We start from the raw sequence: 15380 nt of genomic DNA on the forward strand, positions 1-15380 counted from the left end.
TGCGATGGTTGGCGACAGGCTGTGGCGCGAACGGTCTCGCTACGCTTTGAGCGTGCGGTCCCACGGAAACAGCTTGCGGCCGACATAAGCCAGCACGAGATCGGTGCCGAGTCCGATGATCCCGATCATCATGATTGCCGCGTAGACGTTCTCGAAATGCTCATAGCGCGCCTGCTGCGTGATGTACCAGGTAATGCCGGAACTGGTGCCGACCAGTTCCGCCACAATCAGATACGTCCACGCCCAGCCGAGCAGAATGCGCTGGTCGCGGTACAGGTCGGGCAGGATGCCGGGAATCACTACATGCGTGAGCAGCTTGAATTTTTTCGTGCCGAGCGTCATGGCCGCTTCGAACAGGCCGTACTCCAGCTTGCGCGTGGTGTTCGCCACGATCAGCACTTGCTGGAACAGCGTGCCGATCACGATGATGGCGATCTTCGGACCGTCATAAATGCCGAGGATCGCCACCATCAGCGCGCCGAACGCAGGCGCCGGCAAGTAGCGGAAGAACTCGAAAAATGGCTCCTGCAGCCGCGCGATCGCGCTGTAGGTTCCGCAGACGATGCCGATCGGCACGCCGATCACCGACGACAGCACGAAGCCCCAGAAGATCACCTGGATGCTGTGCCACAGGCTTTGATGCAACCACACGCCGTCGCGCGACGCGGGGGGCGTCGTGAACGCGGTGTAGAACGCCCGCAGCACTTCGTGGGGCGCGGGCAGATAGACCGGATTGACCGGCTCGCCCGTCGGCAACGCGGTATGGCCCGCTCGCGCATGGCTCAGCTCGTCGGCGAACACGTCCTTGTCGACACGCATGCCGGGCTGGAAATAGTCGACGCTGCCCGGACTCTCGATCAGCACCTGCGGATGCCAGACAAACGGCACGTAGCTGACGATGCACCATACGAAAAGCGGCAACAAAAACGAGCCGAAGCCCAATAGCCACTTGCCGCGTGCGGAGAGTTCGCGGCGCACCGCGAACCAGTCGCTCCTGTTAATGACGGTCATGGGGTTCTCCGAGGCAAAGTTCGGTGCCGAAACTCGATCCGCCTGACGCGCAGCGTGCCTGCAGCGCCGCAATCGACATCGATTCGAACAGATCGTCGTGTTGTTTCATTTGCACGTAGCCTCCTCTGTGGCGTCGGCCGCAACGCCCGCACGCATCACCATCAACCGCTGACCTGCGACGACTGCCGCGCCGGCTGCACAATCGATCGTTTCGATCACGCCGTCTTCCGTGACGGCAACGGACACTTCCATCTTCATCGATTCGACGATTGCCACCACCTGCCCTTCGCTCACACGCTCGCCCTCGCTGACGAGCAGTTTCCAGACGCTGCCCGAGACGTCGGCGACGATGCTCTGCTGACCTGCCGCCAGCGCGTCGTCCGTGCCGTTGCCGGTAGTCGAACCGGCGTCGCTGCCCGGCTCGCCGACGTACTCTGCGTGCCCCGCGGCATTCCAGCGCTCGCGCTCTTCGTCGAACGCTGCCTGTTGCGAGCGCTTGAAGGTGGAGATCGATTCGGCTTCGTCCCTCAGGAAACGGTTGTATGCGCCGAGGTCGAACGTCGACTCCTCGATCTTCAGACTCGCGCGTCCCGCGATGAAGTCGGCGCGCAGCTCGGCCAGCTCGGCCTCGCTGACTTCGTAGAAGCGGATCTCGTCGAAGAAGCGCAGCAGCCACGGTTTGCCGGCTTCGAACTCGCGCGTGGTGCGATAGCGGTTCCACATCTGTACGGTGCGGCCGACAAACTGATAGCCGCCCGGCCCTTCCATGCCATACACGCAAAGGTAGGCACCACCGATCCCCACCGCGTTCTCCGGCGTCCAGGTGCGCGCGGGGTTGTATTTGGTCGTGACGAGCCGGTGACGCGGATCGAGCGGCGTCGCCACCGGTGCGCCGAGATACACGTCGCCGAGACCCATCACCAGGTAGCGCGCGTCGAACACGATGCGCTTCACGTCGTCGATGCTATCCAGACCGTTGATGCGGCGAATGAACTCGATATTGCTCGGACACCACGGTGCATCGGGCCGCACCGATTGCATGTAGCGTTCGATCGCGATTCGTGTCGATGGGTCGTCCCATGACAGTGGCAGATGCACGATGCGATTCGGGACGCGCATATCGTCGACGGCGGGCAATTCGCGCTCGGCCTGCTGAAGATGCGCGAGCAAGGTGTCGTGCGACAGCGTGCGCGGATCGAAATGCACCTGCAGCGAGCGGATACCCGGCGTGAGATCGATGATGCCAGGCAGCCGATGCGCGTCGAGCCAGTTCATCAGCGCATGCACGCGAAAGCGCAGGTTGAGGTCCAGCATGAGCGGGCCATATTCGACCAGCACGTTCTGGTCACCCGAGCGGCGGTAGACCACGCCTGTGCCCTCGCCTGCGGATGGATCGCTGTAGAGAATGCAATCGTGCGCGCTGAGGTTCGCGCTCACCGCAGATACGACAGGTACGGCAGATACCGCAGATACCGCAGATACGGCAGGTACAGCCGATGCCGCAGATGCCGTCAGCGACTGTTGCGCACGCGCTGGCTCGAACCGCACCGTATCCCCCGGCCGCAGTTGCCCGAGCTTCCACAACTCGTCGCCCACCACCGTCACCGGACAGACGAAACCGCCCAGGCTCGGACCGTCCGGACCGAGGATCACCGGCATGTCGCCGGTGAAATCGACCGCGCCGACGGCATACGCATTGTCGTGAATATTCGACGGATGCAGCCCTGCTTCACCGCCGTCCGTGCGCGCCCATTGTGGCTTCGGACCGATCAGCCGTACCCCTGTGCGGCTGGAGTTGTAGTGGACCGTCCAGCGCGTGCCGTACAGCATCGCGATGTCATCGGGCGTGAAGAAGTCCGGTGCACCGTGCGGACCGTCGAGCACGCCGAGGGTCCAGTCGTGCGTCAGCACCGGCACGCGCGCCGGATCGAGATGCGCGCCCACGTCGCCACGGCCTGCGTCGGTGGCGAGATGCAGCACGTCGCCCTTGCGCAAGGCGCGCCCCGCGTGGCCGCCGAACTGGCCCAACGTAAAGGTCGCTTTGCTGCCGAGATAGTCCGGCACCTGCAAGCCGCCCTTGAGCGCGAGACAGGCACGCATACCGGCGCCGGTCACGCCGCCGAGCTTGAGCACCGAACCCGCCGGTGCGCGCGTGACCTGCCACAGCGCGACCGGCTCTCTGTCGAGTGTCGCGGCGAGCGGCGCGCCGCCGAGCACGAACAGCGTCGCGGTGTTAAAGCGCAGCGTCGCGCCGACCATCGCGCATTCGAGTCCCGCCGCGTCGGCCGGATTGCCGAGCAGTTCGTTGGCGAGCCGGAACGACAGATCGTCCATCGGACCGGACGGCGGCACGCCGATGTCCCAGTAGCCGACCCGTCCCGGCGTTTGCTGCACGGTGGTCTGGACACCGCCGTCGAGCACGTCGATGGTGTGCGGCGCGAACATGAAGCGTGCGAGGAAGCCGGTGGTTTGCTCGCCTCGCGCGAAGGTTGCCGAACCGGCGATGGCGCGCAGATAGTCGAGGTTCGTCTCGATGCCATAGAGCTGGGTTTGCTCCAGCGCGGCGCGCATGGCAGCGAGCGCGGCTTCGCGTGTGTCGCCTTTGACGATGATCTTGGCGAGCAGCGGATCGTAGAACGCGCTGACTTCGGTGCCGGCGTCGACCCATGTGTCGACCCGCGCATCGGCCGCGAAAGCGACATGCGTCAGCACGCCCGCGCTCGGCTGAAACTGCTTGTGCGGATCTTCCGCGTACAAGCGGACCTGGATGCTCGCCCCGCTGGGCGTCGGCACAAGCGTGTCGAGCGGCGCAAGCTCGCCCGCTGCCTGACGAATCATCCACTCGACCAGATCGACGCCCGTCACCTCCTCGGTGACGCAATGCTCGACCTGCAACCGCGTGTTCACTTCGAGGAAATAGAAGCGCCGCGTGTCGGCATCGAAGACGAATTCGACAGTGCCGGCGGATTCATACTTCACGGCCTGCGCGAGGCGCACGGCGCTCGCGTGCAGTGCCGTGCGTTCCGCCTGTGTCAAACCCGGCGCGGGTGTTTCCTCGATCACCTTCTGATTGCGCCGCTGCACCGAACAGTCGCGTTCACCGAGGGCGATCACGCCGCCACGGCCGTCGCCGAAAATCTGTACTTCAATGTGGCGCGCGTTCTCGACAAACTTCTCGATATAGACACCCGCGTTTGCGAAGTTGGCCTCACCGAGCCGCGCAACCGATGCGAACACGCTCTCCAGTTGCGCCGCATCGCGGCACAGTGACATGCCGATGCCGCCGCCGCCCGCGGTGCTCTTCAGCATGACCGGATAGCCGATCGATTCGGCCTCGCTTAACGCGGTTGAAACATCGGGCAGCAAGCCGGTACCCGGCAGCAACGTCACGTCGTTCGCCTTCGCGATCTCGCGTGCCGTGTGCTTCAGGCCGAATTCGCGCATCTGCGCGGGGCGCGGCCCGATGAAACGGATGCCCGCGTCTTCACATGCCTGCGCGAAGGCCGCATTCTCGGAGAGAAAACCGTAGCCGGGATGCACGGCATTTGCGCCGGTCGTGCGCGCCGCCTCGAGAATCGCCGCGCTGTTCAGATAGCTGGCGGCCGCCACCGCCGGGCCGATGCAGACCGCTTCGTCGGCGAGCATCACATGCATGGCGTGGCGATCGGCTTCCGAATAGACCGCCACCGATGCAATGCCGAGGCGCTTGAGCGTGCGAATCACGCGGCAGGCGATTTCGCCGCGATTGGCAATCAGGACTTTGTCGAATTTCATTGCGCATCCCAGATGGTCAGCCGCACGGGCGTCGGGTTGTAGCCGTTGCAGGGATTGTTTAGCTGCGGACAGTTCGAGATCAGTACCGTCACGTCCATCTCGGCGCGCATTTCGACGTATTTGCCCGGCGCCGAGATGCCGTCTTCGAAGGTCAGTTTGCCGAGCGGCGTCACTGGAACATTCATGAAGAAGTTGATATTGCTGACGATGTCGCGTTTGGTGAGCTGCGTGCCCACGCCACACGTGCAATGCGTGAGCGCGTGCAGGAAGCTGTCGCGGCAGCTATGCATATGGCGTTTGTCGAGCGCATAGCGGACCGTGTTGCTCTCGGCCGCACAGGCGCCGCCGAGGGTGTCGTGGCGCCCGCATATGTCCGCGACGATGGTCAGCATTGGCTTGCCGAGGTTCGACATCAGCACGCTGCCCGCGGACAGATAGAGGTTGCGTTGCGCGCGAATCGTGTCCTGCGCGCTGTAGCGTTCGAGCGGATCGGCGCTGTTATAGAACAGCGTGTCGACGGCCTGATTGCCTTCCAGGTCGAGAATGCGGAACACTTGTCCGCGCTTGACTTCATGCAGCCACGGTTCGCCGGACGGCAACGTGAGGTCGTAGACCGCGTGACGGATGTCGAGCTTGCTTTCGATGATGGGCATCGCGGGTCTCCTTAAACGAACAGACGATCGGTGTTGACGAAGCCGCGCTCATTCTCGGGACAGGCGCAACGGCAGGGATCGTCGGCCGGTACGGAGGCATCGGCGGCATACGCGCGGTACGCGATCAGCTTGACGGGCCTCGGTTCGTATTCGGAGGAAGGGTTCAACGGATGCGGTGCGCTCGAAAACGCGGCGAGCGTGTCCATTTCGAAACGCAGATCGAACGCTGCGCCGGCTTTCGAATGAGCCGTCACGAAGTTAAGCGAGCCGTCCTCGCCGATCGCCAGCTTGCTGAAAAAGTTGATATTGGCGACGAGGTCGCGCGCGCCGAGACCGTGCTTGGCCAGTTCGACCAGCAGGCTGTCGCGGCCGTTGCGGATCATCGCATTGCGATGTTGCTGATAGCGGGCCGCACCGTACTTGTCCGCGAACAGTTCGGCATCGCCGAGGCCGCCCAACGGATCGTGCCAGCCGAGGGTGTCGGCCGTGATCGAGGCGAGCACGCGGCCCATATCCGAATAGAGCACGTGACCGCGCGTCAAATGCGCGGTGTGTTGCGCCTTCAGCGTATCGGCCATGTTGTAGCGTTCGAGCGGTTCATCGTGCCGGTAGAACACGGCGGCCAGATTAGCGCCGCCCTCGGGATCGACGATGCGCAGCGCAACGCCACGGCGCAATACGCCGGACCAATGCGTACCGGCAGGAATCACGGTTTCCCACAGCACATGCGGGATCGGTGCGAGATCGACTGGGAGTTGCGTCGACATGGAGGCTCCAGGTATCGGTTGGGAAAAAGCATGAGAGGGCGATTGACCGACATCGCGACCTCCCGGGCTTTTATCCCTCCGTGGAGCCTCGCCGGCGCCTTGAAAGAAGGTGAACGGCAAGACCGGATTGCTCTCGGACCAGACATCGTCTGCGCGCTTCAAAACCTTCTAAAAGTTTTTAAAGCGGTACGACCGGAACCCTAGCGATCCTGAAGATGATGCAAATTACTTCGCACCTCTCGCTGCGTAGCTAAGCGAGTTGCGTGCCAGCGTGATGGTACGGAGGCCAAAAGTGCATCGTGACAAGGGAATGCTGTCGGTGGCGCAATGCGGCGGGCTGGCGGTTGATCGGGTTGATGCCCCACGCACCACGGCTGAGGGCGAATCGGCACCAGTTGAATGCGCGAAGCACCATGATTGGGCTGCGTGCTCACGTGTCTCACGCAGCGTAGGGGCTCTGCACGATGGCACGGTGTGTGCAAGATAAGGCGCCACATTCATTACCTCCCTTATCCGACTATGCTCACGCTTGCCACGCTTCGCCGCACGCTCTACACGCTGATGTCGGCACGGTTTATCGAACTGCAAAAGCAACGGCGCCGCTCGTAGACGAGGCCGAGGGGGCGCCGTGATCGTGGACCTCTCATGCTTTGCGCGCAGGTTCCAATTATTTAGCCTTTACCAAGCGGCCTCACCAGTCAGCATCCCGCTCGGCGGCGGCTAGCGCGCCTGTTAGAGCGGCCGCCCATGTCGCCGAACCATGGGTCAACGCGACTTCACTAAGCAACATCCTGCTCAGCACCCGCATACCGAGCCTGTTGCCCAAAGCTCGCCAAACCCTTCGACCCCTCCGGCAACACCAGCTCACCGCGTTCGAGACGCTGCTTCAAATAGGTAAAGCTCTGGGCCGTCTGTGCGAACAGATGGTCGCCCGCCGATACCGGCGGGTATTTCGCCACCGCCTCGGGGGTCGCGAACTGCGGCAGCGGTGCGACCACCGTGTGGTAGTCGCAGGCGAAGAAGAGCGGAAACGAGTAGCGCTCTTCCCTCACCTTGCGCACGCGATGTGACGTCGCCACGTACGTGCCGCCCGTCCATACCTCCAGCATGTCGCCGATGTTCACGACGAACGCGTTGTCGACCGGCGGCGCGTCGATCCACTCACCCTCGCCGTTCATCACTTCGAGACCGGCGGCTGTCGGCAGCAGGATCGTGAAGCACTCGTAGTCGGTATGCGCGCCGATGCCAGGCCGGTCTTCCGCGGACGGGTCGAAGGGATAGTGAAGCAGGCGCAACTGGCTCGGCGGCTTCTGCAAATACCTGTCGAAATGCGTTTCCGGCAAGCCGAGTGCGAGCGAGAAGCCACGGAACAACGCGCGGCCGAGCGCGAACGCCGCGTCGTAATAGCCGCCGATCGCTTCACGAAAACCTGGCTGGTCAGGCCACATATTGGGCCCAAGCATCGGCGTGCCGGCTTTGACGTCGGGGTCGTCGGGCGGCAGCTCCCGGCCTGTGTCGAACCCTTCCTTCCTGTCGCGCTTGCCGCCCGCGAAAACTTCTTCACCTTCAGGCACATAGCCGCGATGTGCGGTCGATTTGCCGATGTAATAGCGCATCTTCCAGTCGTCGGGGGCGGCGAAGAACTGCTTTGCCTGTTCGATTAGCGCAGCTTGCTGTGCGCGTGAGACCTGATGGCCGGTGACGTAGAAAAAGCCTGCGTCACGCGCTGCGCGGTCGAGTTCGCGCGCGGTCGCAAGACGCTGGTCCGGGTCATCGCTAAAGAGGCCGCTGACGTCGACGACAGGCAGGCGGTCGAAACGGGTGTGGATTTGTTGGCGCATGAGGTTTGCCTATATGGGCTGCGGTTCGACGGGCGATTGAGTCGGCGAATGCATTTGCGTTGGGTTACGCATTTGCGGTTCGGCTTGCAAGCCGAACCGCGCCACGCGCCTCGCGTCCCGCAAGAAACGCCGCGAGATGGCGTCGCTCTTCACGCCCCATCCACGTATTGATCTCCCACAGATCGGCCACCGGCGCATTCGTGAAAGGCAACGTGTGCAGATAGCCATCGGGGCCGAACTCGGGTGTCATCGTCGTAGTCGTGTAGCCATTTTCGATCTGTGCGCTCCACAGCGCCTCCCAGATCCGCTGGTGCGAGGCGAGGCAGTCCGCGTATTCGGGCGCTGCCGGATGCGGAACCTGCGGACCTTGCGGATAGCCTACACGCCCGTGCAGGTGATGCGCATGTGGCGCAAGCTCGAGAATCGTGTCCCACTCGCCGTCGAGCAGACGCTCGCACACCGACACCCAATGGCTGAAGTCGCATGTCAGCTTCAGTTCTGGCACGACGCGCGCGACATCGCGGGTAATCCATGGGTTGTAGAACGAGCGGCCGCGATGCGTCTCGAAGCTGCAGATCACCTCGTGCCTCGCTGCGATCTCAACGGCACGCGCGAAGAAGTCCACTTGCGTGGCGGCCGGCCACGCGTCGCAGCCTGCCATGACGTTGAAGAAGCGTGGCTTGAGCGGCTTGCCCCACACGATCTTTTCCTCGAAGTCGCGCAGGTGGTCCGCCGGCGTGGCGGACCGTTCCGGCACATAACTGCCCGCTGTCGTGATCTCCGCGATGAACGGCAGGCGCTCGTCGGCAATGGCCAGCGCAAAAGCTTCACGCTCAGCGCCGCCCGCCGGAACCGGCGCTTCGATTCCGTCGAAGCCGGCGGCGCGCACCAGCGGTGCGGCATCATGCGGACCGCCTTCGAATCCCCAGAACGTCTTGAACAGTTCGAATTTCATCGTCTCTCCAATTACATGCAAAATTGCATGCAATAGTACACACGAAATTCCTTAGTCAATAAAATATCTTTGCGTCGCCATGCATAATCCAGGCGCGCCCGATTTCCGGCGCGATTAGCACTTAAACTGTGCATCCCTCCTCCTCGTGGTGAATCGATGAAGAAGAAACTTGCGCGTCACAAGGGGCAAGCTGTCGCGCGCGCCATTCTCGACATGGACTGGCAGTGGTCCTCGCATTTCGGCGACTTGGGGCTGAACGACCTCAACTACAGCGATCTGTTTTGCCGGATGTGGGTCGAGCCGGAAAATGACTTCGCCAAGACGGCGCTCTACGACTTCATGCCTGGCGTGAGCCGCCGCACCGCGGTTCGCTACGTGCAGGAGCTGATCGACGCCGGCTGGCTGCTGGAGACGGGTTCCGAAGCGGATCGCCGCATCAAGCAGGTCAGTCTTGCGGCCTCGATCGAGGAACGCCTCGAGCAGTTTCTCGCCTACGTCCATCAGCGTTTCGCCACGCTGGATTGAACCTTTGAGGCCATGTTTGCGCTGAAACATTCGCATAACAGCGGTTCGAAATATCGACCACTCCGGCTGGCATATTTCTCGCTAGATTAATTGCCGAGAGGTGCGGCAGCGTCGCATCTTAGGGATGCTAGGGTTCCGGTTCGCAAGAATGTCTGGTCCGAGAGCAGCCCGGTGCACCGGTTCGTTCGATTCGAGCGTGACTCGAAGGCGAGCGCCAGTTGCACTACACGGCGGGACAAAAGCCCGGGAGATTGGCGATAGCAATGTCTATCGTGCCTCTCCGTGGCCGGCTTTTGTCTCCCGCAGTTTTCGCGCAGTGTCCGCACCGTTCGGATTCTCGCGGGAACCGGTCATGTTGTTTTATCGCGCAGTCGCCGCGCGATCCAACTCAACAATCGCAATTGACCGGTCTCCTGGAGAAAACGATGAAACGCTTCGAATCCGCCCGTAAGTCCCTCACCCCATTGAACAGCCTTGCCTCGTCGCGCCGCGTGCGTGGCGCGATCGCCAGCGCTGCCGCCGCGCTTGCTATTGGTTTCACCGGTTTCGCTGCTGCACCCGCTCAAGCGGCCGCGCCCCTCGCCATCGGCTATAGCGACTGGCCCGGCTTCGTCGCCTTCCAGATTGCCATCGACAAAGGCTGGTTCAAGGAAGCCGGCGTGGATGTCAATTTCCAGTGGTTCGACTACTCGGCCTCGCTCGATGCGTTCTCCGCCGGCAAGCTCGACGCGGTCGGCGCGACCAACGGCGATGCGCTGGTCACCGGTGCAAGCGGCGCCAAAAACGTGATGATTCTCCTGACCGATTACTCGAGCGGCAACGACATGATCGTGGCCAAGCCGCCCATCCGCACGGTCGATGGACTCAAGGGCAAAAAGGTCGGTGTCGAAATGGGTCTGGTCGATCACCTGCTGCTGGACACGGCGCTCGAGAAGCATGCGCTCAAGGAATCGGACATCCAGCTCGTCAACGCGAAGACGAACGAGTTGCCGCAGGTGTTGGCGTCGTCCAACGACGTCGCCGCAGTCGGCGCATGGCAGCCGAACGCGGGCGAAGCGCTCAAGCGCGTGCCTGGCTCACGTCCGATCTTCACCTCGGCGGACGCGCCGGGCCTGATCTACGACGCGATCACGGTCAACCCGGTCAGTCTGCAGTCGCGCAAGGCCGACTGGGCCAAGGTGATCAAGGTCTGGTATCGCTGCGTGGCCTACATCAACGATCCGAAGACGCAACCGGATGCCGTGAAGATCATGTCCGCGCGCGTCGGCCTGACGCCGGCCCAGTATCTGCCGTTGCTGAAAGGCACGCACCTGCTCGACGCGGCGGCGGCCAGGAAGGCCTTCGTCAAGGGTGATGGGCTGGACTCAGTGTACGGTTCGAGCGTGAACGCGGACAAGTTCAACGTGCGCAACGCGGTCTACAAGCAGGCGCAGAACGTCAATGCCTATCTCGACCCGGCGCTGACCAACGCGCCGTAAGGCGCTCGCGGCGGCCTGACTGCGCCGGCAGTCAGGCCGCTCCAGTCAGACACGGTAATATGAGCGGCAGCACGCGCCGCCGCTTAACACACGCGATTCGTTGCGGCGCAGGAGGACGGCCACAAGGAGGCAATCGTGTATAAAAACCGCTCTTGCTATCGCCCCCTGCGCGCCCTGCTCACGCTGGCGCCTTTGCTGGTGCTTGTGCTGCTGGCCCAGCCACGGCCCGCGTCAGCTAGCGAGGACGGCGCCAACGGCAGCGCGGAAGCCGCGGGCCAACGTGCCCGCTTCGCCAAAGAATTCTGCGGAGGATCCGCGCAGGACGTGGCCGAGTACAAGGAGAAACTCAGAAAGGTTCTCACCGAAGCCAGCCAGTTCGATACGCGCTGGCAAACGGGCTGGCGGCGCGGGGATAGCGATGCGATCCAGATGCGCTCGCTGCAACTCAGTTCCCCGTCGGAATTCGCGGTGCGGGTCAAAGGCAATTGCGAACGCATCAAATGGCAGGCCGATAACTCGCTCCGGGTACGCCCGCCCAAGTAGGCCTCCGCGCGAAACTGTTATTCTTCCCCCTCTCCCGACCGTCAACCGGTCGCCTGCCGCCTCCGGGCGGCATTCCCAAGCGGCGCGCTCGCGCGCCCGGCATCAGCGAGACAGGAATTTGCATGTTTGGTTTTCTGCGCGGCTATTTTTCCAACGACCTGGCAATCGACCTCGGCACGTCGAACACCCTGATCTACATGCGTGGTAAGGGCATCGTGCTGGACGAACCCTCGGTGGTCTCGATCCGTCAGGAAGGCGGCCCCAACGGCAAGAAGATCATTCTGGCCGTCGGCAAGGAAGCAAAACAGATGCTCGGCAAGGTGCCGGGCAATATCGAGGCGATCCGCCCGATGAAGGACGGCGTGATCGCCGACTTCAACATCACCCAGCAGATGATCAAGCGCTTCATCCAGATGGCGCACGAGTCGCGGATGTTCGCGCCGTCGCCGCGCATCATCATCTGCGTGCCGTGCGGCTCGACTCAGGTCGAGCGGCGCGCGATCAAGGAAGCCGCGCATAGCGCGGGCGCCTCGCAGGTCTACCTGATCGAAGAGCCGATGGCCGCGGCCACCGGCGCCGGGTTGCCCGTCTCCGAGGCGACCGGTTCGATGGTGGTCGACATCGGCGGCGGCACGACCGAAGTGGGCGTGATCTCGCTCGGCGGCATCGTGTACAAGGGTTCGGTGCGCGTGGGCGGCGACAAGTTCGACGATGCGATCGTCAACTACATTCGCCGCAACTACGGGATGCTGATCGGCGAACAGACCGCCGAGGTGATCAAGAAGGAAATCGGCTCCGCCTTTCCGGGCTCCGAAGTCAAGGAGATGGAGGTCAAGGGCCGCAACATGTCCGAGGGCATTCCGCGCAGCTTCACGGTGTCCAGCAACGAGATTCTTGAAGCGCTTACCGATCCGCTGAATCAGATCGTCTCGGCGGTGAAGATCGCGCTCGAACAGACGCCGCCGGAACTGGGCGCCGACATCGCCGAGCGCGGCATCATGCTGGCGGGCGGCGGCGCGTTGCTGCGCGATCTGGACCGCCTGCTTGCGGAAGAAACCGGCCTGCCGGTGTTCGTCGCCGAGGCGCCGCTGACCTGTGTGGTGCGCGGCTCGGGGATGGCGCTGGAGCGGATGGACAAATTCGGCGGGGCGTTTTCGTACGAGTAAGCTCGCCTCGCGAACGACGGCTTACGAGGCCGTTTTTCCGCCGTTGATCCTGATGATTTCGCCAGTGATAAAGCTCGCCTTGTCGGACGCGACGAACACGATGGCGTCGGCTATCTCTTCAGGCGTTCCCGCGCGCTTGAGCGGAACGTTCGTGAGAAAAGCGGCTTTTCGCTCCGCGGTGCCGGTTAGCCGCTCGAGCATCGCGGTCTCGACCGGACCCGGAGCAATGGCGTTGACGCGCACGCCTGAAGCGGCACCCTCGATCGCCGCTGATCTGGTCAGACCTTCCACCGCGTGCTTGCTTGCCACGTAAAGAGACGCGTTCGCCGCGCCGCGCGAACCCATCGTCGATGAAATATTACTGGAGCCGGCGTCAGTGCCTGATGCGGCTGTCCGGCTCAACCAGGCATGCTGAACGAGAGCGGGACACGCTGTCCCGTGCGATCCGATTCCACGATCTGGTCCATCAGTTCATGCATCCGGCTCGCGTCAGCGAAAGTGGGCGCAAGCGTTGAACCGGTTTTGACGTCGCGTGCATGGGCGGCGTACAGGTTCGCCAATTCCAGCACACTCGCGCCAAGTTCGCTTGGCGGCAGCCAGTCATATTCCGCTGGGATCGCCAGCCCGGTAAGCGCCTGGCGGTCGCCCCGCGCGATTTCAATGTGGTTGAAGGCGTCGCCGAAGCTGGTGGTGTTCCAGATTTTCAGGTCGCCCTTGCTGCCTGTCACGTCGAGCTGCATACCGAAGTTATTGCGCTTTCCCGCCTCGATATGGACCGTCAGCACGGCGCCGTTGGCGAAAGTCCCTGCCAGCACGACCTGGTCAGCGTTGGTATGCGGGAATGTTTCTCCGGTCTCCACCAGCGTAACTTCCTTGAACTGGTTGACAGTCAGCGCCGACAGGCTCTGAGGATAACCAACCATTGTCGTGAACAAGGCGTCCAGGAAGTGGCCGCCGTAGATAGACAGCAGGCTGGAGAAGTTCTTTTCGGGGATCGTGAAGTACAGGGAAGCGGGCCGTTCACGCTGGAAGTACTCGACGCTCACATGCAGGCGCACCGAACGTACTTCGCCGATCTCGCCCTGCTCCAGCAGATCGCGCACATAACGGTAGCCCGGATTGAGGCGCCGTTGCAGACCGACGATGGTGCGCACGCCCGCCTTGTCGGCCAACGCGAGCAACTCGCTCGACAACTCCGTGCTCGGCGTCAGCGGCCATTCACAGTAGACGTCTTTACCCGCCTCGATGGCCGCGCGAATGCCCTCCTCGTGCTGGAAAGCCGGCGTCAACACAAGGACGAGATCGACTTCCGGATGCGATACCAGTTCCTGCAATGAGGTTGCCGCGTATTTGAATCCATGGCGCGCGACCAGCGCTGCCGCTTTTTCCGGGCTGCGGCTGTACACGGCAGTCAGTTCATATTCCGGCAGCAGTTTCAGCGAAGGCAGGTGCCCATATTCCGACCAGTTGCCGAGCCCAATAACCCCCACCCTGATTTTGCCGGAGCCTGTAGCTCGACTGACGATACTGTTCACAAGAACTCTCCAGTTTGACGCTGTGCAGACCATCTGTGCAGCGACAGGGCCATAGTAGAGTCCAGGTGATTGGAGATAAACAGGCTGAGGTTCCGATCATTTCGGACATTTCAGTCCTGTGTCGCGGCTTTTAGCCGATTCTTTGCCGCCCCTGTCGGGTCAGATCCGCAGATTCTGGCTGACGTAGTCGATAAAGACGCGCAGCTTCGGCGAAGCGTAACGGCTTGCCGGCCACAAGATCCAGAAGGTGACGGTCTGGTCGATAAAGTCGTCGAGCACGATCTGTAACGCACCGCTCGCCAGCGCATCGCGCACGAGGAAGGTCGGCACGAAGGCAAGCCCCTTGTTCTGAAGCGCCAGAAAGCCCAGCACTTCAATGGTGTTGGCGACGAAGGTTTGCGGCAACTCCGGCTCCGCTTCCGACGCAGCGAGCTGAAACGGCCAGCGTTCCAGCTTGCCGCTCGCGGGGAATTTATGTAGCAGACAGGCGTGCTTAACGAGTTCGGACGGATGCTTAGGTACGCCGTACTTCTCGAGATAGCCGGGCGAAGCGACCAGCACCTGACCGCAGGAACCGAGGCGCCGCGACATCAGCCTCGAATCGTGCTGCTCACCCGTGCGTATGACCGCATCGAAGCCTTCTTCGATGATATCCACCATGCGATCGGAGAGATCGACGTCGAGTTCGATGTCCGGGTATTGCAGCATGAAACCGTCCAGCGCCGGCATGATCAGCTCGGACAGTTGCGGCGTGCTGATCCGCAGTCTGCCGCGCGGACTGCCGGCGGCATCGGACAATTCGGCTTCCGCCGCTTCGAGTTCGCCGAGGATGCGCCGGCATCGTTCCAGGAACAACGCCCCTTCGGCCGTCAGCGTGATGCTGCGCGTGCTGCGGTGAAAGAGCCGTACGCCGAGGCGCTCCTCGGTGCGCGCAACGCTTTTGCCGACCGCCGAAGACGATACGCCGAGCAGCCGTCCCGCCTCGGTAAAGCTGCGAGTTTCCGCCACCTGCACGAACACCGAAATACCGCTGAGGCTGTCCATTGCCGCTTCCCGAGGCCCGAGGCCGATTTGTGCCAGCCCGGCGACGCAGGCAAGCGTTCGAACCCCGGCTGCGGCTCGCTCTGTAGCA

Annotated in this window: 13 protein-coding genes, 1 pseudogene and 2 riboswitches; of the genes and pseudogenes, 4 read left to right on the top strand and 10 right to left on the bottom strand. The window is 62.7% G+C overall.

Annotated elements, in window-relative coordinates:
* Positions 1-39: 39 nt before the first annotated feature.
* The 7 genes from HHL24_RS21465 to HHL24_RS21490 all read right to left on the bottom strand — a co-directional run bounded on the left by HHL24_RS21465 (position 40) and on the right by HHL24_RS21490 (position 9001).
* Positions 40-1011, bottom strand: a complete 972-nt coding sequence (locus HHL24_RS21465) for an ABC transporter permease (protein WP_169487416.1) — start codon at positions 1009-1011, stop codon at positions 40-42.
* Positions 998-1120: a hypothetical protein gene (locus HHL24_RS44605; RefSeq protein ID WP_268966729.1), complete on the bottom strand. Its 123-nt coding sequence runs from the start codon at positions 1118-1120 to the stop codon at positions 998-1000. Before HHL24_RS44605 ends, HHL24_RS21465 begins: the two co-directional genes overlap by 14 nt.
* On the bottom strand, positions 1117-4785 hold the full coding sequence (gene uca / locus HHL24_RS21470; RefSeq protein ID WP_169487417.1) for an urea carboxylase: 3669 nt from the start codon (positions 4783-4785) through the stop codon (positions 1117-1119). Before uca ends, HHL24_RS44605 begins: the two co-directional genes overlap by 4 nt.
* Positions 4782-5438, bottom strand: a complete 657-nt coding sequence (locus HHL24_RS21475; RefSeq protein ID WP_169487418.1) for an urea amidolyase associated protein UAAP2 — start codon at positions 5436-5438, stop codon at positions 4782-4784. The genes uca and HHL24_RS21475 overlap by 4 nt, the downstream gene beginning before the upstream one ends.
* An 11-nt stretch (positions 5439-5449) precedes the next feature.
* Positions 5450-6205, bottom strand: a complete 756-nt coding sequence (locus tag HHL24_RS21480) for an urea amidolyase associated protein UAAP1 (RefSeq protein WP_169487419.1) — start codon at positions 6203-6205, stop codon at positions 5450-5452.
* Between the two features lie 57 nt (positions 6206-6262).
* A riboswitch (guanidine-I (ykkC/yxkD leader) is annotated at positions 6263-6420 on the bottom strand.
* A 564-nt stretch (positions 6421-6984) separates the two neighbouring features.
* Complete coding sequence (locus HHL24_RS21485; protein WP_169487420.1) at positions 6985-8046, bottom strand: isopenicillin N synthase family dioxygenase; 1062 nt, start codon at positions 8044-8046, stop codon at positions 6985-6987.
* A 64-nt stretch (positions 8047-8110) separates the two neighbouring features.
* Positions 8111-9001, bottom strand: coding sequence for a sugar phosphate isomerase/epimerase family protein (locus tag HHL24_RS21490; RefSeq protein WP_169487421.1), 891 nt, complete (start codon positions 8999-9001; stop codon positions 8111-8113).
* Positions 9002-9157: 156 nt separating this feature from the next.
* Here HHL24_RS21490 and HHL24_RS21495 point away from each other — a divergent pair, with 156 nt between their 5' ends.
* From HHL24_RS21495 to HHL24_RS21510, 4 genes are all read left to right on the top strand, one after another.
* Positions 9158-9526, top strand: a complete 369-nt coding sequence (locus HHL24_RS21495; protein WP_169487422.1) for a helix-turn-helix domain-containing protein — start codon at positions 9158-9160, stop codon at positions 9524-9526.
* Between the two features lie 116 nt (positions 9527-9642).
* Positions 9643-9778: riboswitch (guanidine-I (ykkC/yxkD leader) on the top strand.
* A gap of 173 nt (positions 9779-9951) precedes the next feature.
* Positions 9952-11004, top strand: a complete 1053-nt coding sequence (locus HHL24_RS21500; RefSeq protein ID WP_169487423.1) for an ABC transporter substrate-binding protein — start codon at positions 9952-9954, stop codon at positions 11002-11004.
* Between the two features lie 135 nt (positions 11005-11139).
* Positions 11140-11547 carry a hypothetical protein gene (locus HHL24_RS21505; RefSeq protein WP_329606717.1) on the top strand — a complete coding sequence of 136 codons (408 nt, stop codon included), beginning with the start codon at positions 11140-11142 and terminating at the stop codon, positions 11545-11547.
* Between the two features lie 122 nt (positions 11548-11669).
* Positions 11670-12713: a rod shape-determining protein gene (locus HHL24_RS21510; protein ID WP_169487424.1), complete on the top strand. Its 1044-nt coding sequence runs from the start codon at positions 11670-11672 to the stop codon at positions 12711-12713.
* A gap of 21 nt (positions 12714-12734) precedes the next feature.
* Here the strand turns inward: HHL24_RS21510 and HHL24_RS21515 are convergent.
* From HHL24_RS21515 to HHL24_RS21525, 3 genes and pseudogenes are all read right to left on the bottom strand, one after another.
* Positions 12735-13073, bottom strand: a pseudogene (locus tag HHL24_RS21515) (SDR family NAD(P)-dependent oxidoreductase); the annotation flags it as partial.
* A gap of 38 nt (positions 13074-13111) precedes the next feature.
* Positions 13112-14248, bottom strand: coding sequence for a Gfo/Idh/MocA family protein (locus tag HHL24_RS21520; RefSeq protein ID WP_329606718.1), 1137 nt, complete (start codon positions 14246-14248; stop codon positions 13112-13114).
* Between the two features lie 159 nt (positions 14249-14407).
* The gene (locus tag HHL24_RS21525; RefSeq protein ID WP_169487426.1) at positions 14408-15292 is read right to left on the bottom strand and encodes a LysR substrate-binding domain-containing protein; all 885 of its coding nucleotides are present in this window, start codon (positions 15290-15292) and stop codon (positions 14408-14410) included.
* Positions 15293-15380 lie beyond the last annotated feature (88 nt).

The organism is Paraburkholderia polaris (assembly GCF_012927345.1).
Classification (GTDB): Bacteria; Pseudomonadota; Gammaproteobacteria; order Burkholderiales; family Burkholderiaceae; genus Paraburkholderia; species Paraburkholderia polaris.

Coding starts and splice junctions, on each gene's coding strand:
- HHL24_RS21495 (WP_169487422.1), top strand. CDS start 9,158: ATGAAGAAGAAACTTGCGCGTCACAAGGGGCAAGCTGTCGCGCGCGCC.
- uca (WP_169487417.1), bottom strand. CDS start 4,785: ATGAAATTCGACAAAGTCCTGATTGCCAATCGCGGCGAAATCGCCTGC.
- HHL24_RS21485 (WP_169487420.1), bottom strand. CDS start 8,046: ATGCGCCAACAAATCCACACCCGTTTCGACCGCCTGCCTGTCGTCGAC.
- HHL24_RS21465 (WP_169487416.1), bottom strand. CDS start 1,011: ATGACCGTCATTAACAGGAGCGACTGGTTCGCGGTGCGCCGCGAACTC.
- HHL24_RS21500 (WP_169487423.1), top strand. CDS start 9,952: ATGAAACGCTTCGAATCCGCCCGTAAGTCCCTCACCCCATTGAACAGC.
- HHL24_RS44605 (WP_268966729.1), bottom strand. CDS start 1,120: ATGAAACAACACGACGATCTGTTCGAATCGATGTCGATTGCGGCGCTG.
- HHL24_RS21525 (WP_169487426.1), bottom strand. CDS start 15,292: ATGGACAGCCTCAGCGGTATTTCGGTGTTCGTGCAGGTGGCGGAAACT.
- HHL24_RS21475 (WP_169487418.1), bottom strand. CDS start 5,438: ATGCCCATCATCGAAAGCAAGCTCGACATCCGTCACGCGGTCTACGAC.
- HHL24_RS21490 (WP_169487421.1), bottom strand. CDS start 9,001: ATGAAATTCGAACTGTTCAAGACGTTCTGGGGATTCGAAGGCGGTCCG.
- HHL24_RS21510 (WP_169487424.1), top strand. CDS start 11,670: ATGTTTGGTTTTCTGCGCGGCTATTTTTCCAACGACCTGGCAATCGAC.
- HHL24_RS21480 (WP_169487419.1), bottom strand. CDS start 6,205: ATGTCGACGCAACTCCCAGTCGATCTCGCACCGATCCCGCATGTGCTG.